General features: G+C 62.8%; 22 protein-coding genes and 1 tRNA gene. 14 read left to right on the top strand and 9 right to left on the bottom strand.

The annotated features are described in order from the left end of the window. Positions 1 to 328 precede the first annotated feature (328 nt). The 3 genes from H6851_11065 to H6851_11055 all read right to left on the bottom strand — a co-directional run bounded on the left by H6851_11065 (position 329) and on the right by H6851_11055 (position 3,084). Positions 329 to 1,630: a ferric reductase-like transmembrane domain-containing protein gene (locus H6851_11065; protein MCB9944142.1), complete on the bottom strand. Its 1,302-nt coding sequence runs from the start codon at positions 1,628 to 1,630 to the stop codon at positions 329 to 331. Between the two features lie 96 nt (positions 1,631 to 1,726). Continuing rightward, positions 1,727 to 2,506 (bottom strand): 4,5-DOPA dioxygenase extradiol, encoded by a 780-nt coding sequence (gene ygiD / locus H6851_11060; protein MCB9944141.1) that lies wholly within the window; start codon positions 2,504 to 2,506, stop codon positions 1,727 to 1,729. A 5-nt stretch (positions 2,507 to 2,511) separates the two neighbouring features. Beyond that, on the bottom strand, positions 2,512 to 3,084 hold the full coding sequence (locus H6851_11055; GenBank protein MCB9944140.1) for an NAD(P)H-dependent oxidoreductase: 573 nt from the start codon (positions 3,082 to 3,084) through the stop codon (positions 2,512 to 2,514). A 368-nt stretch (positions 3,085 to 3,452) separates the two neighbouring features. On the opposite strand from H6851_11055, the gene hchA reads away from it, so the two are divergent. Further along, positions 3,453 to 4,325, top strand: coding sequence for a protein deglycase HchA (gene hchA, locus H6851_11050; GenBank protein MCB9944139.1), 873 nt, complete (start codon positions 3,453 to 3,455; stop codon positions 4,323 to 4,325). A 207-nt stretch (positions 4,326 to 4,532) separates the two neighbouring features. Here the strand turns inward: hchA and H6851_11045 are convergent, their stop codons facing one another. Both H6851_11045 and H6851_11040 read right to left on the bottom strand, forming a co-directional pair. Beyond that, the gene (locus tag H6851_11045) at positions 4,533 to 5,213 is read right to left on the bottom strand and encodes a hydrolase (GenBank protein MCB9944138.1); all 681 of its coding nucleotides are present in this window, start codon (positions 5,211 to 5,213) and stop codon (positions 4,533 to 4,535) included. An 83-nt stretch (positions 5,214 to 5,296) separates the two neighbouring features. Then, complete coding sequence (locus H6851_11040) at positions 5,297 to 6,166, bottom strand: pirin family protein (GenBank protein ID MCB9944137.1); 870 nt, start codon at positions 6,164 to 6,166, stop codon at positions 5,297 to 5,299. Between the two features lie 134 nt (positions 6,167 to 6,300). Here H6851_11040 and H6851_11035 point away from each other — a divergent pair, with 134 nt between their 5' ends. Continuing rightward, positions 6,301 to 7,227: a LysR family transcriptional regulator gene (locus H6851_11035; GenBank protein MCB9944136.1), complete on the top strand. Its 927-nt coding sequence runs from the start codon at positions 6,301 to 6,303 to the stop codon at positions 7,225 to 7,227. Positions 7,228 to 7,415: 188 nt separating this feature from the next. On the opposite strand, the gene H6851_11030 is transcribed toward H6851_11035, so the two are convergent. After that, positions 7,416 to 7,490: transfer RNA gene (locus tag H6851_11030), tRNA-Gly, on the bottom strand. A gap of 265 nt (positions 7,491 to 7,755) precedes the next feature. On the opposite strand from H6851_11030, the gene trxA reads away from it, so the two are divergent. The 6 genes from trxA to H6851_11000 are packed head-to-tail and all read left to right on the top strand — an operon-like array spanning position 7,756 to position 13,837. Next, positions 7,756 to 8,688, top strand: a complete 933-nt coding sequence (trxA, locus tag H6851_11025; protein MCB9944135.1) for a thioredoxin — start codon at positions 7,756 to 7,758, stop codon at positions 8,686 to 8,688. Beyond that, positions 8,688 to 9,335: an LON peptidase substrate-binding domain-containing protein gene (locus tag H6851_11020; GenBank protein MCB9944134.1), complete on the top strand. Its 648-nt coding sequence runs from the start codon at positions 8,688 to 8,690 to the stop codon at positions 9,333 to 9,335. Before trxA ends, H6851_11020 begins: the two co-directional genes overlap by 1 nt. Before the next feature lie 36 nt (positions 9,336 to 9,371). Next, complete coding sequence (locus H6851_11015; protein ID MCB9944133.1) at positions 9,372 to 9,596, top strand: Trm112 family protein; 225 nt, start codon at positions 9,372 to 9,374, stop codon at positions 9,594 to 9,596. After that, the gene (locus H6851_11010; GenBank protein ID MCB9944132.1) at positions 9,593 to 9,973 is read left to right on the top strand and encodes a DUF971 domain-containing protein; all 381 of its coding nucleotides are present in this window, start codon (positions 9,593 to 9,595) and stop codon (positions 9,971 to 9,973) included. The genes H6851_11015 and H6851_11010 overlap by 4 nt, the downstream gene beginning before the upstream one ends. Positions 9,974 to 10,016: 43 nt before the next feature. Beyond that, on the top strand, positions 10,017 to 11,162 hold the full coding sequence (locus H6851_11005; GenBank protein MCB9944131.1) for a DNA repair exonuclease: 1,146 nt from the start codon (positions 10,017 to 10,019) through the stop codon (positions 11,160 to 11,162). After that, the gene (locus tag H6851_11000) at positions 11,162 to 13,837 is read left to right on the top strand and encodes a hypothetical protein (GenBank protein ID MCB9944130.1); all 2,676 of its coding nucleotides are present in this window, start codon (positions 11,162 to 11,164) and stop codon (positions 13,835 to 13,837) included. The genes H6851_11005 and H6851_11000 overlap by 1 nt, the downstream gene beginning before the upstream one ends. Here H6851_11000 and H6851_10995 read toward each other — a convergent pair. Beyond that, positions 13,798 to 14,535 (bottom strand): DUF599 domain-containing protein, encoded by a 738-nt coding sequence (locus tag H6851_10995; GenBank protein MCB9944129.1) that lies wholly within the window; start codon positions 14,533 to 14,535, stop codon positions 13,798 to 13,800. The two genes, H6851_11000 and H6851_10995, sit on opposite strands and share 40 nt — an antisense overlap. A gap of 96 nt (positions 14,536 to 14,631) precedes the next feature. Here H6851_10995 and H6851_10990 point away from each other — a divergent pair, with 96 nt between their 5' ends. Genes H6851_10990 through rsmD form a run of 3 tightly spaced genes read left to right on the top strand, consistent with a single transcriptional unit; the run spans position 14,632 to position 16,780 of the window. Then, positions 14,632 to 15,360, top strand: coding sequence for a gamma-glutamyl-gamma-aminobutyrate hydrolase family protein (locus tag H6851_10990; GenBank protein ID MCB9944128.1), 729 nt, complete (start codon positions 14,632 to 14,634; stop codon positions 15,358 to 15,360). Next, on the top strand, positions 15,357 to 16,211 hold the full coding sequence (locus tag H6851_10985; GenBank protein ID MCB9944127.1) for an rRNA pseudouridine synthase: 855 nt from the start codon (positions 15,357 to 15,359) through the stop codon (positions 16,209 to 16,211). Before H6851_10990 ends, H6851_10985 begins: the two co-directional genes overlap by 4 nt. Further along, positions 16,208 to 16,780 carry a 16S rRNA (guanine(966)-N(2))-methyltransferase RsmD gene (rsmD, locus tag H6851_10980; GenBank protein MCB9944126.1) on the top strand — a complete coding sequence of 191 codons (573 nt, stop codon included), beginning with the start codon at positions 16,208 to 16,210 and terminating at the stop codon, positions 16,778 to 16,780. The genes H6851_10985 and rsmD overlap by 4 nt, the downstream gene beginning before the upstream one ends. Here the strand turns inward: rsmD and H6851_10975 are convergent. After that, positions 16,769 to 16,951: a hypothetical protein gene (locus tag H6851_10975; GenBank protein ID MCB9944125.1), complete on the bottom strand. Its 183-nt coding sequence runs from the start codon at positions 16,949 to 16,951 to the stop codon at positions 16,769 to 16,771. The genes rsmD and H6851_10975 overlap by 12 nt on opposite strands. Before the next feature lie 599 nt (positions 16,952 to 17,550). Here H6851_10975 and H6851_10970 point away from each other — a divergent pair. The 3 genes from H6851_10970 (at position 17,551) to cueR (ending at position 20,965) form a co-directional block, all read left to right on the top strand. Continuing rightward, positions 17,551 to 18,162, top strand: a complete 612-nt coding sequence (locus H6851_10970) for an OmpA family protein (protein MCB9944124.1) — start codon at positions 17,551 to 17,553, stop codon at positions 18,160 to 18,162. Positions 18,163 to 18,377: 215 nt separating this feature from the next. Further along, complete coding sequence (locus tag H6851_10965; protein MCB9944123.1) at positions 18,378 to 20,567, top strand: copper-translocating P-type ATPase; 2,190 nt, start codon at positions 18,378 to 18,380, stop codon at positions 20,565 to 20,567. After that, entirely contained in the window at positions 20,567 to 20,965 is a 399-nt protein-coding gene (gene cueR, locus H6851_10960; protein MCB9944122.1) for a Cu(I)-responsive transcriptional regulator, read from the top strand. The genes H6851_10965 and cueR overlap by 1 nt, the downstream gene beginning before the upstream one ends. Positions 20,966 to 20,977: 12 nt before the next feature. Here the strand turns inward: cueR and H6851_10955 are convergent, their stop codons facing one another. Further along, positions 20,978 to 22,735: an allantoate amidohydrolase gene (locus H6851_10955; GenBank protein MCB9944121.1), complete on the bottom strand. Its 1,758-nt coding sequence runs from the start codon at positions 22,733 to 22,735 to the stop codon at positions 20,978 to 20,980. Positions 22,736 to 22,774 lie beyond the last annotated feature (39 nt).

Genomic DNA, 22,774 nt, shown 5'->3' with positions numbered 1-22,774 from the left:
GTCGCCTTTCCCGCAATTCCCCCTGGAAGCGAAACATCCATCGCCTTTCGCCATCGGAGGGAGCCGCTCACATCGCCTCATCCACGGCCCGGGACAATTTTTTATCATGCTGCGGCAAGGCCATGCAATTCGTGAAGGATTGCATGGCGCGCGTACCGGCTGACTGAGGCATGACGACCACAGCGTTTGCGGTGAAAGACGCCGGACAGGCCCCGGAATTGTCGGATGGCGGCAGGATGTCCCGCGGTCAGGCCCGGACGGGTGCTAGTTTCTTGTTTTTGCATCAATTTATCCAGACAGATCAGCATGATCTGTCTGGATCGATGCACTATCGCATTGCAAAAAGTTCCTGGTGGAAGCGGGCGTCCGTATCCATTCCCTTGCCCGCGAAATCCGCGCGCAGGCTGTTGCCAAACCCGCTCGGCCCGCAGAACCAGATACTGGCATCACGCCACTTGCTGACGATTTCGCGAATGCGTTCGCCGTTCAGGCGGCCATGGCGTTCATCGATCAGCAGATGCAGCCGCACATTCGCAGCATGGGCATCGGCGACAAGGCGATCCAGTGCGCCTTCGTCCACCTCCCGGGTCGAGTGAAACAGGTCGATCTCCGGTCGGAGCACATCAGGGGAAGCTCCGGCCATCTCCTTCAGCCGGGCGATGAACGGGGTGATGCCGATGCCTGCGCCGACCCAGATTTGTCGCGGCAGGTCATCGTCGAAGGTAAAGCAGCCATACGGGCCTTCGACCGTTACCGGCTGCCCCGGCTTCAGGTTTTCGGCGAGGGTGGAAGTGTGGTCGCCCAGTTCCTTGGTCACAAAGGTGATCTTCGGATCGTCGGGATTCCATGCCGAGGCAATGGTGTAAGGATGAGCCCCTTCCCACCGCTTCGATTTCACGAAGGCGAACTGGCCGGCCTTGTGGCCGGGCCAACCGGCACTCAACCGTATTTCACTTTCGAGGGAACTGACGCCCGAAAAGTTGTGCAAGGCCGCGATCTTGCCCGCGACCCGACGTCCCCTGCCTATTGCCCCCAGCAGTGAAACCACCGCGGCATAGCTGCCCCCCGCCAGCAGCAGCGCCGTGACCAGCCCGACGGGCGTAGGCCACATGTCGTAATCGAGCAGCACGACGGCGTGGAACACCAGGACGAGATAGACCACCGGGAAAACGCGGTGCGTAAGGCGAAACACATGGTAGGGAATGATTGCCATCAGGGCGATGACGAGCAGGATTGCACTGCCGTAGAAGGCCCATTCGCCAAGCCCTTCGGCCGTGCCGCGCAATGAGGCCAGATATGCGCGTACCGGATCGGTGATTTCCGGTCGCGGACCGCGTTCGGGCGGGGCAAGAAGCCCTGCGCCAACCGCCCATTTGGGCGCCTCGGACCACAGCCAGTGAACCACGGACACACCCAGGACACCAATGCCAAGCCATTTGTGGATGCGATACATCTTGTCGAGGCCGCCAAGCCGGGCTTCCATCCAGCGCGGGCGGATCGACAGGACCATCGCCACGCTCATCGCGGCGATGCCGAGCACCCCCGTCCATTGAATGAAGAGCTCGCGGACCGCAAAAAGGCCGGAAGCCGTGAAGATCCCGGGGTTCAGGGCCAGCCAGATTGCGCACATTGCAATCCAGAATCCCCAGAACAATCGCAAGTTCGTTCGCGTCACACCATTTCCTTTTCGCGACAGGCCCCTATCGCACCGCTCATCGCGGCTCGCTTATCCGGGCAGGCCTGAACCGTAGCTGGTCATGGAAATCGATCCCATTGTCACGCCCTTGATAAATGGGTCGAGCGAGCCGTCTTCTGACGCCAGGCCTGCAGTGTAGAGCAGCGGAATGAAGTGGTCGGGCGTCGGGGCCGCTCTGGCATAATCAGGATGTTCGAGCAGCTTCAGCACATCGCCAGGGGCGCTTGTTATCAGCTCTTCTGCCGCTTGGTCGAAACGGGAGGCCCAATCGAAACTGCCATCGGGATTGCGCCAGTCCATCGCACGCAGATTGTGAACCACGTTGCCACTCGCCAGGATCAGAATGCCCCGCTTCCGCAATTCGGCAAGGCGCACGCCAAGTTGCAGGTGATATTCCATCGGCTTTTGCGAATTGATCGACAATTGTACCACCGGGATATCCGCATCGGGATACATGTGCTTGAGAACGCTCCAGGTGCCATGATCCAGCCCCCACTGGTCGATATCCGCGCCGACCCAGTCAGGCTTTGCCAGTTCCGCTACCTCCTCGGCCAACTCGGGGGAGCCAGGTGCGGGATATTGCACATCGAACAATTCCTGCGGAAAGCCGTAGAAATCGTGGATGGTTCGCGGCTCGGGCATCGCGGTGACCACGGTGGAGCCGATGAACCAGTGCGCGGAAATCACCAGGATCGCGCGCGGGCGGGGAAGCTCCTTGCCCAGAGCGCGCCATGCGTCCGTGTAGGCGTTGTGCTCAAGAGTATTCATCGGGCTGCCATGCCCGATGAAGAGCGTGGGCATGTTGTCCATGACATTCAATCCTGGCGGTCGACGGCCGTGCGGGCGATCCAGGCTGCAAAACTCTCCGCGATGTTGCGGAGGAACGCCCTGGTGTCATCGTTGGTAATCCGGCCCTCGTCGTCCAGCATCCCCCAGAGCCCGCCGATGTATGCCTCCGGCTGAGCCATCATGGGCATGTCAAGGAAGACCAGCGACTGGCGAAGGTGATGGTTGGCACCGAAACCGCCGATGCCGCCCGGCGATCCGGTGACGACTGCCGCCGGCTTTCCAGAAAACACGGCCTGCCCGTAGGGACGCGATCCGACATCGATGGCATTCTTGAGGCCGCCCGGGACTGATCGGTTGTATTCCGGTGTAACGAACAGCACCGCATCGGCCTCACCAAGTTCCCGGCGGAAGCGGGACCAGGCCGCCGGAGGCGTTTCGGTTTCCAGATCCTCGTTATAAAGCGGCAGGTCGCCGATCTCGACCAGATTGAACGACAGGTTTTTGGGTGCTTCGGCGATGATGGCCTGCGCCAGTTTCCGCGTGGTCGATCCCTTGCGCAGGCTGCCAACCAGTACTGCGACCTTGTAAGAACGAGACATTCCTGATCTCCTTGAGACGTCCAGAATTTCATATGAGTCCAACAAAATTCTTTTGGAACCGGCAAATTCGGACTGCTGCCCATGCGATTTTGCATGGCATTCAGTCGACGAACCGGGACGATCTCCAGGATTTCCTCGCCATTGCCAGGTACGGTAGTCCCTTCGCCTCTGCTGCTTGGCCAGCAGGTTCTGACCAGAGCCAAGCGGATGGAAGAGGAGATGCTGGCGGGCGGGATTGTGACCCCGGCGCTTGTCGACTTGCAGCGTGCCACAATGGCCAAGAAGTCCCAGTTCGGGGAAGTCCCCTCTTGTGAGAGACCGCACTTCCATCGACAATGAGACATTAGGACGCCTCACCGGAGATCGTGATGACCAGCCCAACCAGCGAAGACAAGCGCCCCTCAGCCGATCCGGCGGAAGACAATGCATTCTTTCCCTCGCCCTATTCCCTCAGCCAGTTCACGTCGCCCAAATCGGACCTCAGCGGTGCCGAGTATCCGAATGCCTACAATGGCGGACGTTGGAAAATCCTGATGATCGGTGCCGACGAGCGTTATCTGTTAACCGATAATGGCACCATGTTCTCGACCGGCAATCACCCGGTAGAAACGCTCCTGCCGATGATTCATCTGGATCGGGCCGGGTTCGCGTTCGACGTTGCGACGATTTCGGGCAATCCGGTCAAGTTTGAATACTGGGCCATGCCGCGCGAGGACGAGGTCGTGACCGGCTTTTTCGACAAGTACCGCGACCGGTTCAAACAGCCGAGGAAGCTGGCCGATGTGATCGAAACCGCGCTCGGTTCCGACTCCGATTACATCGGTGTATTCATTCCCGGCGGTCACGGTGCGCTGATCGGACTGCCCGAGAGCGAGGATGTGAAAGCCGCGCTCGAATGGGCCGACGCCAACGACAGGTTCGTGATTACGCTGTGTCACGGCCCCGCGGCGTTGCTCGCAGTGGGCAAGGGACAGGGGAAATCTCTATACGACGGTTACAGCATATGCGCCTTCCCGGATTCGGCTGACGCAGGCACACCCGATATCGGCTATATGCCCGGGCATCTGACTTGGAAGTTTGGCGAGGAACTGAAGAAACTCGGTATCACGATCCTCAACGACGACATCTCCGGCATGACCCACCGCGATCGCAAGCTGCTGACTGGCGACAGTCCGTTCGCTGCAAACGCGCTTGGCAGGCTGGCGGCGGAGACGCTGCTTGTGGAGGTCGCCGACGGCTGATGACCATGCATCCCGAAGATGCTTTGCATCGTGGCATCCCGAAGATGCTTTGCAACGTGGTCGATCATCCACGCGGACAGGGGTTACACAGGTTGCTGGTTCCGGTTCCCGACCCTTCCGGTCTGGAAGGAGCGTCCTGCTCCCGCGCGGCAATCGCTATCGGCGTGACCCGGTCCCGCCATCTGGGCAGCGGGGCCGGGAGTACGGTCAGCCCCGCACTGAATCGAGCTGTTCGCTGTTGGTCACGACCTCCTGCGCCTTGGCATAGGATTCGATCAGCAGCTGATAGGGTGGGAAGATCAGCGTATAGAGCTGTGCCCATTCCTGCGCATCGCCGCGGTGCCAGGTGCGCTGCAGTTCGGAGGCGACGGCAGCCGTATCCATCGGCACGACGCCAGCCTGCACCACGCGGGCAAGCGTGATTTCCTGTGCCATCTTGGAATAGGTGCCCGAGGCATCGACCACGGCGAACACCCTGTACCCTTCGGCAACCGCGCTGATGGCAGGAAAAGCCAAGCATACGCTGGTAATGGTGCCGGCAATGATCAGCGTCTTGCGGCCCGTAGCTTTCACCGCTTCGACAAATTCCGGGTTGTCCCACGCGTTGATCTCGCCCTTGCGCGCTACATATTTCGCGTGCGGGGCATTGGCATGGATTTCGGGGATCAGCGGTCCGTTCGGCCCTTGAGGAACTGAAGCGGTGGTAATGACGGGCATGTTGGTGAGCGTCGCCATCTTGGCCAGCGCGGTCGCATGATTGCGCAGCGCCGGCATCGGCATGTCGGCGACGGTCTGGAACAGGCCACTCTGATGGTCGATCAGCAGCATTGCCGCGTCATCGGGGTCGATCACCGGGCGCGCGCCGTTGAAGTTTGCAGGTTGCGACATGGGATGTCTCTTCTCAATTGTGCCCCGCGTGAAGAAGTGGGGAGAGAGCCGGTGCGGGGGCTTTCGCCGGCTCTCCCCTGCGGTCACGCCGCAGCCATCCGGCCGAAGCGTCCGCTGTTGAAGTCTTCCGCGGCCTGGCGGATTTCCGCCTCGCTGTTCATCACGAAGGGACCGTATCCGACGATGGGTTCATCGATCGGTTCGCCAGTGAGGACCAGCACGGTGGCATCGCCATCGGCCCTCACGCCCACACCCTTGCCGTCCCGTGACAGCAGGATCATTTCCGCTTCGCCGGCTTCCTGACTACCGCCCACCGTGATGTGGCCGGACAGGACCACCAGCGCGGCGGTATGACCTTCGGGCAGGTCAAGCGTCAGATCGGCATCGGCGGTCAGCCGCAAGTCCCACACGTTCACCGGAGTGAAGGTTTGCGCCGGTCCTCTGGTCCCGTCGAACTCGCCAGCGATGATCCGCGCCTTGCCCGCTTCATCGGGCAGGCAGACCACGGGAATGTTAGCTGATGTGATCGACTGGTATCCGGGTTCGCTCATCTTGTCCTTTGCGGGCAGGTTGACCCACAACTGGACCATGCGAAACGGTCCCCCGGATTTCGTGAAGCCTTTGGAGTGGAACTCCTCGTGCAGGATCCCGCCCGCCGCCGTCATCCACTGCACATCACCGGGGCCGATCGTGCCGCCCTTGCCGGTCGAGTCCCGGTGCGAAACCTCGCCTTCGTAAACGATGGTCACGGTTTCAAAACCGCGATGCGGGTGCGATCCCACGCCGCGTGCGTGATCCGCCGGTTCAAAATAGTGCGGCCCGGCAAAGTCGAGCAGCAGGAACGGGCTGATGTGCGCGCCCAACGTGTTGTAGGAAAAGAGCGAGCGTACCGGGAAGCCATCGCCGACCCAGTGACGGTTGGGGTTGCCGTAACGTCCAAGAACGGTCTTCATCGTCTGTCTCCTTTCGCGAACGACTCACGCCGTTTGCTGTCATGGAGAGTTATATGGACAGGACAATCATCCCGGTAGATCGCAAAAACAGGAATAACCGTCCCATAAGCAGGACGATGCCCGTAAACAGGACCATGTTCGACCTCAATGACCTCGCCTATTTCGTGAAAGTGGTGGACCATGGCGGGTTTGCGCCCGCGGCCCGTGCTCTGGGAATGCAGAAATCCAAGCTCAGCCGCCGCATTGCCGGCCTGGAAGAGCGGCTTGGCGTACGGCTCATTCAACGCTCGACCCGCAAATTCGTCGTCACCGATATCGGCCAGACCTACTACCAGCACTGCCTTGCCATGCTGGTGGAGGCTGAAACGGCGCAGCAGGCAATCGATTCGGTTCAGGCAGAGCCCGCTGGCCTGATCCGCGTCGCCTGCCAGCCGGGCCTGCTTGCCTATCGCATGGGTGCCGCAATCGCGGAATTCATGGCGGCGTTCCCGAAAGTCGAGATACGATTGAAAGCCTATAATCGGCCGGTGAACCTGATCGGGGAAGGGTTCGATCTCGTCATCCGCACCGGCGAGGTCCAGGTCGACACCGGCAGTCTCGTGATGCGCAAGCTGGGCGAGGTGAGCCAGTGCCTCGTTGCCTCACCAGAACTGCTCAAGACAGGAAAGCTGCCTGAAAACCCGGTCGAACTGTCCCGTTATCCCGGCATTGCCGTGGGACAACCCGCTCTTGAGGCGAATGGCGCCTCTCATGTCTGGATCCTGCTGGACGAAACAGGCGCAACCGTCGACATTCCCTTCGCACCGCGCCTGGTCAGCGATGACCTGCCTGCGGTTCGGGCAGCAGCCCTTGCAGGTATCGGCATCGTCCAGATGCCCAATCTGATGGCGAGCGATGACATAGCGCAGGGACGACTGGTCGAACTGCTATCCGAGTGGAAATCCCCCAATATCGCGGTCAACGCCATATTCCCCCCGCGCCGGGGTATGCTGCCGTCGGTACGTTCGCTGATCGACCATTTGTCTGGCGACTGCGCGCCCTATCGGCAAGGAACCAGGTGACGGCACCGAAATCACTTGTCTTGACGGGGCAGCATTCGAAATCGCACGCGGCCCTTTGAAACTAACGAATTCTTGAAGATCGCGCCCAGCAGGCGCTTAACCGTGCTTGCAATACGAAATGGAACTGAACATGCAAGCAGGCAACGCTGTTTGCTTGCGCATTATACATCTGCTTCTCTTGGAAAAACTGGAGCGGGCGAAGGGATTCGAACCCTCGACCCCAACCTTGGCAAGGTTGTGCTCTACCCCTGAGCTACGCCCGCTCGACTGTCCGAACCACCGCCCGCTGTGCCGGTGGATCCCTGAGACGACCGGAGGCGAAGGAGTTTCGTTCCGGGTGGTGTCTCATCTCGTGGACGAGCGGGTGAATAGTCCAAAGCTTCGGGTTTGACAAGGGGTCGTTCACAACGAATCGCAGGCTCGCACGCAGCTTTGTACTCTTGTATCGGCGGGCATCGGTTTCCATGTTACGAATAGGATGAAATCAGGCCCCGACGGCATCCGCGAAGGGGCGAGGAAGGCAGTTCCATGCAGTTGTTTGGCGGGCCGGCAGCGCCGGGCAAGGATCACGGCAGCAGTTCGGGCGGATCCGAGGCAGTCATCAGGGACGGGTCGATCGGAACCTTTGCGCAGGACGTGATCCAGGAATCGATGCGCGTCCCCGTCCTCGTGGATTTCTGGGCACCGTGGTGCGGCCCCTGCAAGCAGTTGACCCCCGTCCTGGAAAAGGTCGTGAAGGCGGCCAAGGGCAAGGTCCGGCTCGTCAAGATCAACATTGATGAAAATCCGGAACTCGCCCAGCAGATGCGGGTCCAGTCGGTACCGACGGTCTATGCCTTCGTCAGCGGCCAGCCAGTGACAGGATTTGCCGGTGCGCAGTCCGAAAGCCAGGTCAAGTCGCTGATCGAGAAGCTGACCGGCGGTCCCCTCGGTGCCGAGGATGCCGATGCCACCGAAGCGGCCAGAGAGGCCATGGAGGCCGGCGACCTTCAGTCCGCGGCCGGGATCTACGGCGGCATTCTCCAGCAGGACCCGGAAAATCCCGATGCGGTGGGCGGCATGGCCCGTTGCCTGATCATGGCAGGACAGCTTGGCGAGGCCCGCCGCATTCTCGACGCGGTGCCCGCCGGCATTGTCAGCCATGCGGCCGTCGCAGGTGCCCGTGCCGCCCTCGATCTCGCGGTGGAGGCCGGCGATCTGGGCGACCCTCGCGAGCTGGAAGCCCGCGTCCAGCGCGACGCGGCGGACCACGAGGCGCGCTACAGGCTGGCGACGTCGCTTTTCCTGCGCGACCAGGTGCCCGAAGCCATGGAGCAGTTGCTGCAGATCATCAGGAAGGAGCGGGAGTGGAACGAGGAGGCCGCACGCAAGCAACTCGTGCGTTTCTTCGAGGCTCTCGGTCCGACGCACCCGCAGACCCTCAAGGGAAGGCGCATGCTGTCGTCCGTGCTGTTCTCCTGATGCGCAACCCCATTGCCAGCCTGCCCGAACGCTTTCCGGTCTTTCCCCTGCGGGGAACGGTCCTGCTGCCGCGCGGGAGCCTGCCTCTCAACATCTTCGAACCGCGGTACCTGGCCATGGTCCGCGATGCCATGCAGACCGACCAGGTCATCGGCATGATCCAGCCGCGGGTATCGGAGAACGAGCAGAATCCGCCGCCGCTCTACGAGATCGGTTGTGCCGGCAGGGTCAGCAACTTCCAGGAAACCGATGACGGGCGTTTCCTCATCACGCTGACCGGCATCTGCCGCTTCGATGTGGTCGGGGAATTGACAGTGGATACACCTTACCGACAGATACAGGCTGGCTTCAGTCGATGGCATGGCGATCTCGAACCGGATACACCGCCCGACATCATGCGCGTCGAACTGCTGGAAGCCCTGCACGGCTATTTCGAGCAACATGACATCGAGGCCGACTGGAAGGCGATCCAGAACGCACCGCTGAGCGGGCTGATCACCTCGCTCGCGATGATCTGCCCGTTCGAGACCACCGAAAAGCAGGCCCTGCTCGAAGCCGACACGCTGGAGCGTCAGGCGCGCCTGCTCGTGGCCCTGATGCAGATGGCGATCGCGGAGAGCAGCCAGGGCTCGCCGGTGATCCATTGATGTCATACGGACCGGGATTGTTCGAGGAATATCGAAATGTCTGACAACCAGCCGCAGGGCGGCATCGATCCGAAGCTGCTCGACATTCTTGTCTGCCCGCTGACCAAAGGCCCGCTGCGCTACGATCGGGAGCGGCAGGAACTCGTCAGCGAGCAGGCATCCCTCGCCTTCCCCATACGCGATGGCATTCCGATCATGCTCGTGGATGAGGCACGTCCGCTCACCGATGACGACATCATTCCCGAGGAGGTGCGCCGGTGAGTTCCGGCAGCACCCCCTCCGACAGCCAGCCCTGGCCCGTCGAGATCCGCTTGAAACGGTCTGAGCGCGTGCTCGAAGTGGATTTCAACGACGGCAGGAGTTTTTCCTATTCTGCCGAATTGTTGCGGGTTGAATCGCCATCGGCCGACGTCCAGGGACACGGCCCCTCGCAGAAGACCACCCCCGGCGGCAAGCGCATGGTCGCCATCACTGCCGTCGAGCCGGTGGGCAACTACGCGGTGCGGATCACGTTCGACGACGGGCATGCCACCGGCATCTATTCATGGCGCTACCTGTACGAGAAATTGGGTGTGGAACAGGATTCTCTCTGGCGTGATTACCTCGAACGTATTGAACAACAGGGGTTGATTCGGTAGGGTGGACTAATCTCCTATAGATTGACGGAGTCGACTGGACCCGATGGCCTGCCGATTCGTTCACACTGCTGACTGGCAATTGGGCAAACCCTTTGTCCGGATGGAGGGCGATACCGGCGCCCGCCTGCGCCAGGCTCGTTTCGACGCGGTCCGAAAGGTGGCTACCATAGCCACCGATCGGCGGGCCGACGCGGTGCTCGTGGCCGGTGACAGTTTTGACAGTCATCTGCCGGGAGACGCGACGATCCACAGGGCGCTGGATGTCATGCAACCGTTTGCCGGTCCCTGGGTGATCCTGCCGGGCAACCATGATCCGGGTGAATCGGCGGCGCCACTGTGGGACAGGCTGGAACTACTGGCACTGGAGCGCGGGAACATCCAAATTCGGGTGGCGCGAAGCCGGGAGCCCATGCGCCTTGCCGACGATCGCCTGGAAATCCTGCCAGCTCCGCTGCGTCACCGCGACGACCCCGACGATCCGACCGCGTGGTTTCACGGGCTCGCCCGGCAACCCGGGATCATACGGACGGGACTCGCCCATGGCAGCGTGTACGGCTTCGATCATGGCGACGGCGAGGCTGCCAACCTGATTGCACCCGATCTGGCAGAAAAATCAGGTCTGGATTATCTAGCACTGGGCGATTGGCACGGTACGCAGTCCATCACCCGGCGTTGCTGGTATTCCGGTACGCCGGAACCCGACCGTTTCCGCAACAACGACCCGGGCCATGCGCTTTGGGTCGAAATCGATGAAGCGGGAACGATGCCGCGAGTCGAACGTCTCGAAACGGCGACCTTCTCCTGGCAAATGGCGGCCTTCGACCAGATTGACGAGACGGATGGACTCATCGAGCAAGTCGAGGGCCTGCTTCGCCAATCCATGCCCGCCGACCGCATGCTGCTGCAATTGCGGTTCGACGGTGAAATCGACCTGGCCGGCCGGGCGCGTCTCGACGAGCGGATCGAGACCTGGAGGTTACGGCTCTGTCATCTCGATGTGGACGACCGCCTTGTCGAGCGGCCAAGCGACCAGGACTGGAGTGAGTTGCGCCTGCACGGCCTTGCCTCCAGCGTTGCCGAACGGCTCAGCCAGATGGCCAGTGATACGGGCAGCGACGAGGCCGAGGCCGCACGCATGGCCCTTCGTCGTCTCTACCTGATACAGCATCGCATCTCGGGAGCCGGCTGATGCGCCTGAACCGGATCGAACTGCGGTCGGTGCGCAAGCTGCAACCGGGCTGTATCGTCGAAGGTCTCGATCCCGGGATCAACGTCATTGGCGGCGATAACGAGGAAGGCAAGTCCAGCCTCCTGCTGGCCCTCAAATGCGCCTTCTTCCTCACCCACACCACATCCGGCGGACTTCGCGGCCGACTCGTTCCACATGGAACCAATCTGACGCCCGAAGTTCATGTCGACTTCGAGACAGGTGGCAAAAGCTACAGGCTGGCAAAAGCCTTCAAACGCAATGGTGTCAGCCTCGAAAGTGACGGTGGCAAGCTCGCCGGGGCGGATGCCGAAAGGCGTCTTGAGGAGCTGCTCGATTTCCGGCGGGCCAAGAGCGCGCCGTCGGACCTCGGGGGCAAACATTCGGGGATTTCCGGCCTGTTCTGGATCGATCAGGGGAGCGCCTTCGCCGGCGTCGAGCCCTCCGACGACGACCAGGACCGCCTTTCCACGCTGCTGGCCGGGGAAATCGACCGCGCGGTTTCAGGGGATGACGGGGATCGGCTGGTTTGTGAGGCCGGGCAGCTCTACGAGCGATACTGGACCGCCACGGGACGCCAATCGAAGGAAAGCCCGGTCAGTCAGGCAGAGCAGATTCGCAACAAACTTCAGGAGAATTTCACCGAGCTCGACCGGAAGGTCCAGGAGTTCGACAGCATGATCGGCCGGCTCCAGCGTGAAAAGACCGAGCGGACACGCGTTCTGGAAGAGAATCGGGAGGCCCGTGCAGCGGAGAGGCATCGCGCTGCCCTCGAACGTCTGGATACCGCCAAGGCATTGCAAAACGACCTCGCGCTCAAGATCCAGACAATCCGGGCACAGGAAAGCAAGATCGCGATACTGGAGGACCGCGCGGCCGAACGTCGTCGTCAGTCCGGGATCATTGCCGAACTGCTGGAGGAAGCAACGACGCTCGGCCTGGAGCATGAGCGGCTGCAACGGGCTTCGGGCGAGGCGGATCGAGACCACGCGGAAGCGGATGCCGACCACAAGGCACGACGCAGGGAACTGACGGAACTGCGCAGATGCCTGCAGCGCGCCAATGACCTGCGCCAGAAGGAGGCCGGCCGCCTCGCCCTCGCCCAGAAACGAAAGACCGTCGAGGCCGTGTCGATCCTGCAGCAGCGGATCGCTTCGGCCATGGCAATTCCCGACCGCATCCCGGTCACCGAGAAGGATCTCGACAGCTTGCGAAAGGCCGACCAACAGGCGTTGCAAGCGCGCATCGCCCTCGAAGTGGTCGCCACCCGACTCGAATTCACGGTCGATGGAACGCACACCGTAAGCGATGACGCCGGCCATCCGGTCGACACCGGGCGACCGGTGGACGTCATCGAACCCCGCACCTTCGTGCTCGAAGGATTCGGCCAGCTGCATGTGACCCCCGGAGGGGAAAGCCTGGGCGAACGGCAGCGCATGTGGGAGCGTCTGGACGGGCAGCGCCGTCAATGGCTGGAGCGGCTTGGGGTCGACAGTCTCGCGCAGGCCGAGGAACACGCTCGAAAGCGGCGTCAAGCCGAAGGTGAAATCGAAAGGCTGAAGACCGAACGTCGAGCGCTGCTCGGCGAAGAATCGCTGGAGTCACTGGAAGTCTCGATCGAGCGTCTTTCGGAACGTCTGCAACTGCCGCCCGACGGGGAAGATCCCCAGATCGACATATCGGACAAGTCCTTCAGCGAACTGGAATTCCACATCGGCGAGGCCGAGGAACGCCTCGAACGGCTTGAGGAGAAGCTGTCGGGAGCCGAGCAGCAGCGGCAGGAAGCCCGCCAGCAACTGATGTTGTGCGCCAGTCGCATCAAGGACAACGAGACCCGTCGCCTGGACAGTGCCAGACGCCTCGACGAGCTTGAAACCCTGCAACCGGCCGCCGAACTTGACGACGAACTGGAGCGCATGAAGGAGGAACGGGCCATCCTGGCGCTTGAACAGGCACGGTTCGAAAACCTGTTGCGCGATCAGGACCTCTCGCTCATCGGCGAAGAGGCCGCACGGTTCGCCCGGGAGATCGAGGCACTCGCCAGCGAGCGCCGGGAGCGCGACCGCCGGATTGATGTTCTCACAACCGAGATTCGTACCAAAGGTGGAGAAGACATCGTCGAAAAGCGCGACGCGGTGGCAGCCGAACTGGAGGCCGCGAAAACCCGCCTGAAGCGCGAGGAACTGGAGGCCGCCGCCGCAGGCTTGCTGCACAGGATCCTGAGCGAGGAACGCAGGCGTTCGCGCGATGTGCTCACCGGGCCGATCCGCAGCCGCATCGAGCACTACCTGCCCCATGTCTTTCCCGGCGCGCGCGCCGTGGTTGACGCCGACAATTTCCGACTCACCGACCTTTCGCGCAATGATGCCGACGAGCCCTTCGCCGAACTCAGCATCGGCACCCGCGAGCAGGTGTCGCTGATGGTACGGCTGGCCCTGGCCGAGCTGCTGGTCGAGCACCGCGGGGAGGCACCACCGCTGATCCTCGACGATGCACTTGTCTACGCCGACGAGGAACGTTTCGAACGGATGAAGACGCTGTTGTCGCGGGCTGGCCAGAAATTGCAGGTCATCATCCTCACCTGCCGCCCCCGGGACTATCTGGGCCTTGGCAAGACCTATCGCCTTGAGGATTGCAGACTGTCCGCATTGTCCTGAAGCTGCGAGATCGGCGTACCCAGCGGGCCGAGGCTTTCGAGGATCTTCGAGCGGTATTCGCGACGATAGACGATCAGGACGACCCAGATCGTGGCGAGCATGAACAGCGAGGGCTGGACGAACCAGACCAGGGCGGCCAGACCGAAATAGAATGCCCGCATGGCTCTGTTGAAATGGTCGGCAGCGCGCGTGGCGATATTGGCCAGTCGCTCGGCGCAGCCAATGCTTTCCCTGCTGATTCCGTCCGGTGTCGCACCGATCAGGATCGCCACATAATTGAATTGACGCAGGGACCATGTAAACTTGAAAAAGGCATAGACGAAGATAACCATCAGCAGCATCAGCTTGAGATCAAAGAGAAACTTTGGAGACGGCGTGGCAAACGGCATTTCGGCGATGACCGAACGCGCCGTTTCAGCGGCGCCGAAGACGGCAACCAGACCGCCAATGATGAAAATGTTGGATGAGGCAAAGAAGCGGACGTTGTTGACCAGGACGTTGACCACCTGGATGTCGACCATGCGATTGTCGCGCTCCAGCATCTGCCGCGTCCAGGCCGAGCGGTATTCATGCATGCGTTCCATGAGCGAGGCCTTGCCCAGCTTCAGGATATCGGCGAAAAGCGCATAGCCGATCCAGGAGGCGAGGAAGAAGGCGAAGGCGAGCAGGTCCGCGATCTGGATCTCCGCAAGATTCATTCCTCGTCTCCAGGGAAAGGCAACATGGCCCGTATCCGTCCCGAAGGTCGGATACCGCCCCCGTTGCATAACCGATCAGCAAGAAATGTGACAGCCATGAAGCCCGAAGCCAGACGGCCGGTGGTCGGCATTACCCTCGATGCCGAGCCGGCCGGCGGATATTCGAAATTCCCGTGGTACGCACTGCGCGAGAACTACGGCGACAGCATCCGCGAGGTGGGTGGGCTGCCCATAGCCCTGCCGCACGAACCCGATCAGGCGGAAGCCTATCTCGACCTGATCGATGCACTGGTGATCACGGGCGGGGCATTCGACGTCGATCCGAAGCTCTACGGCGAGGGCGACACTCATCCGACGGTCGTCCTCAAGCAGCGCCGCACACGGTTCGAATGGGCCATGACCCGGGGAGCGCTGGATCGCGACATGCCCGTACTGGGCATATGCGGCGGCCAGCAGTTGCTGAATGTCGTGCTGGGCGGAACGCTGATCCAGCACATCCCCGACACGATCACGAATCCGCTGGCGCACGAGCAGCCCAATCCGCGCAACGAGCCCGGTCACGAGGTGCGGATCAGGGAACGGACTCTCCTGCACCGCCTTACCGGCACGACCAGGCTCGCCGTGAACAGCGCCCATCATCAGGCCGTCCGCGATCCGGGGAAGGGTTGCATCGCCAGCGCATGTGCCGGGGATGGTGTCATCGAGGCCATTGAACACCCGGGCTACCGTTATTGCCTTGGCGTGCAGTGGCATCCGGAATTCCTCATCACCGATGGCGACCGGGCGATCCTCGCCGGCCTCGTTGACGCGGCGCGCGCATCATGAAAAACGACACCCCTCGACGACGACGCACCGGTGGCAGGACGACCGGGACCGGACAGCGTCCGGCAGCCGAAGGCGAGCGCATCGCCAAGAAGATCGCACGGGCCGGCATCTGCTCGCGCCGTCAGGCCGAAACGCTGATTGCCGAGAGGCGCGTCACAGTCGACGGGCAGGTGATCGAGAGCCCTGCCCTCAACGTCACCGATGCCCAGATCGTCGCCATCGACGGCGAGACGCTGCGCACGCCCGAGCCGGTGCGCCTGTTCCGCCTGCACAAGCCCACAGGCGTGGTCAGCACCGCGCGCGATCCCGACGGGCGGCGCACGATCACCGATCTGCTGCCTCCCGAACTGCCGCGGCTGATGACCATCGGCAGGCTCGACATCAATTCCGAGGGGCTGCTGCTGCTGACCAATGACGGCGAACTCAAGCGGCGGCTGGAACTGCCCTCGACAGGCTGGCTGAGACGCTATCGCGTGCGCGTCTACGGCGATCTCGATGAGCAGGCGCTCAAGGCGCTGGAAAGCGGAATCGAGATCGATGGCGTGCGTTACGGGTCGATCATGGCACGGCTCGATAGCCGAAGGGGTGCCAATGCCTGGCTTTCGGTCGGCCTGCGCGAAGGCAAGAACCGCGAGATCCGCCGGGTGCTGGACCATCTGGGACTGCAGGTAAGCCGCCTCATCCGCATTGCCTATGGCCCGTTCCAGCTGGGCTCGCTGCAGCCGCGGGACGTGGACGAGCTCACCGGCAAGGTCGTGCGCGAACAGCTTGGCGGCAAATTGCTCGACGGGCTGATTGTGCCGATTCGGGAACAGGATCGCGAACAGACCATCCGCGAGGTGCGTCCTTGACCGCGCCGAGGATCATCGCCGGCCGCCTCAAGGGACGGAAACTGGAAGTTCCCGCGGACGGTAGCGTGCGCCCTACCGCATCACGGATGCGCGAAGCGCTGTTCAGCATGGTCACCCCGCAGGTCGCCGGCTGCCGGTTCCTCGATCTGTTCTCGGGAACGGGTGCGGTGGGCTTCGAAGCCTGCTCACGCGGAGCCCGCGAAGTGGTTTTCGTCGAACAGGCCCGTCAGGCGACGATCGCCATCAAGCGCAATGCGACAGCTCTTGATTGTCTCGACATGATCCGCATCGTCCAAGGCGACGCGACACTGCTGCGCACGGGCACCGGGGCGTTCGACATCGTCTTCGCCGACCCACCCTATGGCACCGGCCTCGCCGCTCCGGCTTTCGCACGCCTGCTTGCCTCCGGCGCCATCACGACCGGAGCGCGGCTGTTTGCCGAACTCGCGGCAAGAGAGCCGTTCGACCCGCCCGATGGTCTGGCCCAAGTCGATGAACGCCGCTTTGGTGCCGGCCGGCTGATCGAACTCAAGACGGTCAACGACCCTCGGGTACAATCATTCGAGTGACTGGCTGCCACGGCAGAGGGCAATGAGGGCGAACAACACGCCGAATGCCGCCGGCACCGCCAGGTAGACCAGCATCGAGAAGCCTCCGATCAGTGCGACAAGAATGCCGAGCACAACCAGCGCGAGACCCGCAAGGCCCGTCATTCCCAGTTTCTCCGTACCTTGCATCATATTCTCCTAGAATTTCGCATGGCCGCGACTTGGCACCGCCCTTGTCCATGAGCGTTGTAGCCGGCGTCCCGCGTGCATGCGACAAGCGTTGTGTCGCATCGGCGGCCTTGTCCGGACTTCCCGCGGAAGGAGGAAGAGGATAACGGTTTTCGCGATGTGGCAGATGGTCCACGATCCTCAAAAAAATAATAAATCCGCCTTGAAGAAAGTGATTATTTTTGCGGCGCTGCTATCTAGCGTAGACAGTGGCGGAAGGGGCTGTGCCTCTTGTCACTCCGCATCAACAATCGATAGACTGAGGTAAACTCATGGCTCGACTCCGCTCCGTAGCGTCCTTGCTGTGTGGTACAGCTTTTCTTGCAGCTTGCACGGGTGGTCCGCAATTCGACAGCCTGACAACCAAATGGGCGAACAAGGATCCGGCCGCGGCCGCCGTTGCCCGGGCCGAAGCCACCTCGGTTCCGGCTGATCCCTATCTGGCTTCGCAGCGTGCGGCCTACATCGGTTTCGCCGAGTTCGAAAACGACCGCATGTACGACTATACCGATGCCCAGTTCCATGCCGACCGTGCCGTCCGCGCCGCCAATGGCGAACGCGTCATGCCGCAGGCCATCGGTGATCGCATGCTCAACCCGACCGACGCCGCCCGCCTCACCGAGGCCCGCCAGCGCCTGATGGGCGTCCTTGACGCCGGTGCGCCCGAGATCGCACCGGGTCCGGCCGGTCGCGCGGTAGCCAGCTTCGATTGCTGGATGGAGCAGTCCGAGGAGAACATCCAGCCGGGCGACATCGCCGCCTGCGAAGAGGGCTTCGAGGAAGCCATGTCGAAGGTCGAGGCTGCCATGGCCAACAACGCGCCTGTCCCGGTTCCGGAGAAGGTGACGTTGAGCGCCGATGTCCTCTTCGACTTCGACAAGTCCACCATCAAGCCTGCCGCGGCGAACGAACTCGATACCCTCGCCAGGCAGATGAACGACAATCCGCAACAGAACTTCGAGGTTCAGGGTCATACCGACTCGGTCGGCTCCGACGCCTACAATCTGGGTCTGTCCGAGCGCCGTGCCGCGTCCGTCGCCAACTATCTCGAAAGCAAGGGCGTCAATGGCAGCCGCATGACGACGGTCGGCTATGGCGAGAAGAATCCTGTGGCCAGCAACGATACCGAAGAGGGTCGTGCGCAGAACCGCCGCGTCGAGGTTCACTCGCGCTGATATCGGAACATTCCGGCCTTCGGGCTGAATGGGAGAACGGAAGGGGTCGCCCGCAGGGGCGGCCCCTTTTGTCCATGGTGCACTTCTTACCGCCGAGGCTCCTTGAGCCGCGCCACGCCTGCCCTTGACCTTCCTGTTACTGGAAACATTATATCCCGGTCTGACCGCCGCACGGAACATTGCGGCAGGAGAAAGGGCACAACATCATGGAAACAATGACGGCCGAGCGGGTCGAGGAAAAGCCGGCGACCAGCCTTGCCATTTCCGGCATGACCTGTGCAGGATGTGCCGGGCGTGTCGAACGCGCGCTGCGCGCCGTCCCCGGCGTTGCCGATGCGGATGTCAACCTCGCCCTCGATACCGCCGAGGTTCATGGACCGGTCACCATGGAAGCGCTGATCCGGGCCGTGAACGGTGCCGGCTTCAAGGCCCGCCCGCTGGATCTCTCTCGCGGCCTTCCGGACGGGGAGGATACGGCCGCCACCTTCCGCCGCGACCGCAACGAGCTGATTGTCGCCGCCGCGCTCACCCTGCCGCTGGTGTTGCAGATGATCCCGATGCTCATGGGGTCCACATGGCATCTGCCGCCCTGGCTCGAACTTCTCCTGGCCACTCCCGTGCAATTCTGGATCGGGCGCCGTTTCCTCAAGGGAGCGGTCAAGTCTGTCCGCAACCGGACGGGAACCATGGACCTGCTCGTCGCCATCGGCACCTCTGCCGCCTGGTTCTACAGCCTGTGGCTCTATATCGACCTCGGAAATGCCGCCGCGGGGCACCTTTATTTCGAGGCATCCGCCGTCGTCATCACGCTGGTGCTCGCCGGCAAGCTGCTCGAATCCCGGGCCAAGCGGTCCGCCGCCGAAGCGCTGCGGGAGCTCATGGCGCTGCGCCCGGAAACGGCAACCGTGCTGCGCGATGGCGAGACCGTTACCGTCGGCGTCGATGATGTCCGGCTCGGCGACCGCCTTCTGGTCCGCCCCGGCGAACGGTTGCCGGTGGACGGCACTATCGCGGACGGGTACGGCGAGATCGACGAGAGCCTGATCACCGGCGAGAGCATGCCCGTGCCGCGCAAGACCGGCGACAAGGTCGTCGCCGGGTCCGTCAACGGGAGTTCGGCGCTGGAAATCGAAGCCACGCGCATAGGCGAGAATACCACCCTAGCCAGAATTGCCCGACTGGTCGAACATGCCCAGACGGGGAAGGCACCCGTGCAGCGGCTGGTTGACCGGATCAGCGCGGTATTCGTCCCGGCCGTGCTGGTGGTCGCCGCCCTGACCTTCGCATTCTGGCTCATGGTCGGAAGCGGATTCGAGCAGGCACTGGTCGCTTTTGTCTCGGTCCTCGTCATCGCCTGCCCCTGCGCGCTCGGACTCGCGACACCGACGGCCCTTGTGGCGGGAACCGGAGCCGCCGCCCGTGCCGGTATCCTCATTCGCGACATCGAGACGCTGGAACGCGCACAGACCATCGACACCGTGGTGTTCGACAAGACGGGAACGCTCACGCAGGGGCGCCCGGAAGTCACGGATATCGTCGCCTTTGGCGCTGATGAGGATCAGTTGTTGCTCCATGCCGCTTCAGCGCAGTCAAGGAGCGAACACCCCCTCGGCCGCGCCACGGTCGAGGCTGCCCGCGCCCGCCAGTTCGACCTGCTGAAGCCCGGCCGCTTCGAGGCGATGGCCGGTGCTGGCATCGAGGCCGAGATCGATGGCCATGCCTGGCGTATCGGTCGTCCGGACGCCATGACGGTCGAGATCCCGCAGGCGGCAGCGGACAGGGCGCATGCGCTGGAGAGCGAGGCAAAGACCGTCGCCTTCATCGCCAATGACGAGCGGTTCGAAGGGCTCATCGCCTATGCCGACACGCCACGCGAAGATGCACGCGACGCCGTTGATCAGTTGCGCCGACGCGGCATCCGTGTCGCCCTGCTCACCGGCGACAACAAGGCCACGGCCAAGATGATCGCGGCGGAACTCGGTATCGACGAGGTCCACGCCCAGTTGCGCCCGCAACGCAAGGTCGAGACCCTTCGCCAGTTGATCGACGAAGGAAGAAGGGTGGCGATGGTGGGAGACGGCATCAACGACGCCCCCGCCCTCGCCGCCGCCGATGTCGGCATGGCCATGGGCAGCGGCTCGGATGTCGCCCTGGAAGCCGCCGGCATCACCTTGATGCGGCCGAGGCCGACGCTGGTGGCGGGAGCGATTGACATCGCGCGCCGAACATCGTCCAAGATCCGCCAGAATCTCTTCTGGGCATTCATCTACAATGTGATAGGGATTCCGATCGCCGCATCGGGCTATCTGAGCCCTGCGCTGGCCGGGACCGCCATGGCGCTTTCGAGCGTCTCGGTCGTCGCCAACTCGCTTCTTCTCAAGCGCTGGAAGATGGAACAGGACTGATGAACATCGGCGAAGCCGCGCAACGTGCGAGCCTTCCCGCGAAGACCATTCGCTACTACGAGGAAATCGGGCTGGTCACGGCCAGCGGCCGCCTGCCCAACGGCTATCGCGACTACGATACCGGCGACGTCCACCGCCTGCGCTTCGTCCAGCGCGCGCGCTCGCTCGGCTTTACCGTCGAGGAGTGCCGCGGGCTGCTGGAGCTCTATGCCGACCGCAACCGTGCGAGCGCCGACGTCAAGGCGATGGCGGCCGCTCGCATCGCCGACATCGACCGCAAGATCGAGGAACTGGCCTCGATGCGCCAGACACTGCACGAACTGGTGTCGCGCTGTCATGGCGACGACCGTCCGGACTGCCCCATCCTCGACGGCCTCGCCGACCACGACGAGCCCTGAGGCAGCGGCAGCTCACGGCAGGACAACGTCCGGATCGAAGGATGCAAGGAACTCGACCAGCACATCCACGGCGACCTGCGCATCGTCGACGGTGATGCTTTCGAGCGGATTGTGCGAGATCCCGTCCCGGCAACGCAGGAACAGCATGGCCATCGGCATCACGCCGCCGATGGCCATGGCATCGTGCCCTGCACCGCTGGGCAATTCGAGAACGCGGTATCCGCAACGCCGGACAGCGGCGGCGAGTGCAGCGCGCATCGACCTGTCGGCAGCAATCGCCGGCTCGTCATAGGTGCGGGTCATGCGCAATTCCGCCCGTCGGCGAACGGCGATGTCCGACAGCTTCCGCTCGATGGCGGCAATGGCGTTTTCGCGATCGTCGTCACGTGGCGAGCGGATATCCAGGGAGAAGCTCACCTTGCCGGGAATGACATTCCCCGCACCTGGCATTGGTCGCAACATGCCAACCGTCGCCACAAGGCCATCACGACCAAGTGCCTCCCTTTCGATTGCCAGGATCATCTCGCATGCGGCCGCAAGCGCATCGCGGCGCAGCTCCATCGGCACCGTGCCGGCATGGCCGGCGACACCTTCGACTTCGATGGAAAATCTCGTTGCGCCATTGATCGCCGTCACGACACCGATCGGCAGCCCGGCATCCTGCAGTACCGGCCCCTGCTCGATATGCAGTTCGACATAGCCCAGCGCCCGGCCGCCGTTTCTTGCAATGGCGGAGATTGCTGTCGGGTCGGGATTGCAGCCAAAAGCCAGAAGTGCCTCGCGCAAGCTGATCCCTTCGGCATCGGCAAGGTCCAGCGTTGCCGGGTCGAACACGCCGGCGACCGCCCGCGAGCCCGACAGGGTCGTCGGGAAACGCACTCCTTCCTCGTCGCCGAAGGCCAGAACCTCGATGGCAAAGGGCAGCCGCCGGCCCTGCCGGTGCAGTTCGTCCACCGCCTGGACCGCCGCAAGCACACCCAGATTGCCGTCATATCGCCCCGCATCGCGTACCGTATCGATATGCGAGCCCACCAGCAGCGCGGGCGCACCGGGCGGCTCACTCTCGTAACGCCCCACCAGCGTCGCCATGCCATCGACATGCGTGGCCAGCCCGGCCTCCGCCATCCACGCACGCACCTGTTCCATGGCCGCCTTGTGTTCGCCGGTCAGGTAGAGGCGGGTGAGCTTGCCGGGCTCGGCGGTGAACTGCGCCAGCGCATCGAGGCGTTGCATCAGCCGCGCGCCGGGTGTTGCCGGAACCGCCGGGTCATCTCCAGACAGTCTCAGCCAGACGATTTTCTCTATCTGCCGAAGGGCCTCATTCAGCTCACTTTCCCGGTCATGGGAAATGCGCTCCTCGAACGCCTTGCGGATCTCGTCCTTGCCACGCCCTTTCACAGCAAAGATGAAGGGGAAATCGAAGCGGGCCTTGTAAGCGTCATTCAGTTCGGTGAACCGGCGCCGCTCCTCGTCGGTGAGCCGGTCGAGCCCGGCCGACGCCTGTTCCTTCGCCGAGTCGGCCGTGAGCCGTCCGGCCGCGGCGAGCCTGCCCGCAAGGTCGGGATGCGCGCGAACCAGTGCCAGCCGTTCCCCGTCCGAGGCCTCGCGCAGGGTTCGGCAGAAGGCGGCGTGCAGGGCATCGACCGCATCGCCGGCACCGACGCTGCCGGAATCGAACGTCCGCTCCACCACCCAGGGAGAATGCTCGAAAAGGTGGGCAAAGCGCGCAAGGAACAGTTCGCGCTGTGCGATCCGGGCGGTATCGGTCATGGCCATGCTCCCTGTTTCTGGCCGCAAGGAGGATAGCAG

The sequence above is a fragment of the Geminicoccaceae bacterium genome (assembly GCA_020638465.1).
In the GTDB taxonomy this organism is placed as follows: domain Bacteria; phylum Pseudomonadota; class Alphaproteobacteria; order Geminicoccales; family Geminicoccaceae; genus JAGREO01.
Note: the sequence above shows the minus strand (reverse complement) of the source record. Positions and strands in the feature narration are given on the sequence as shown.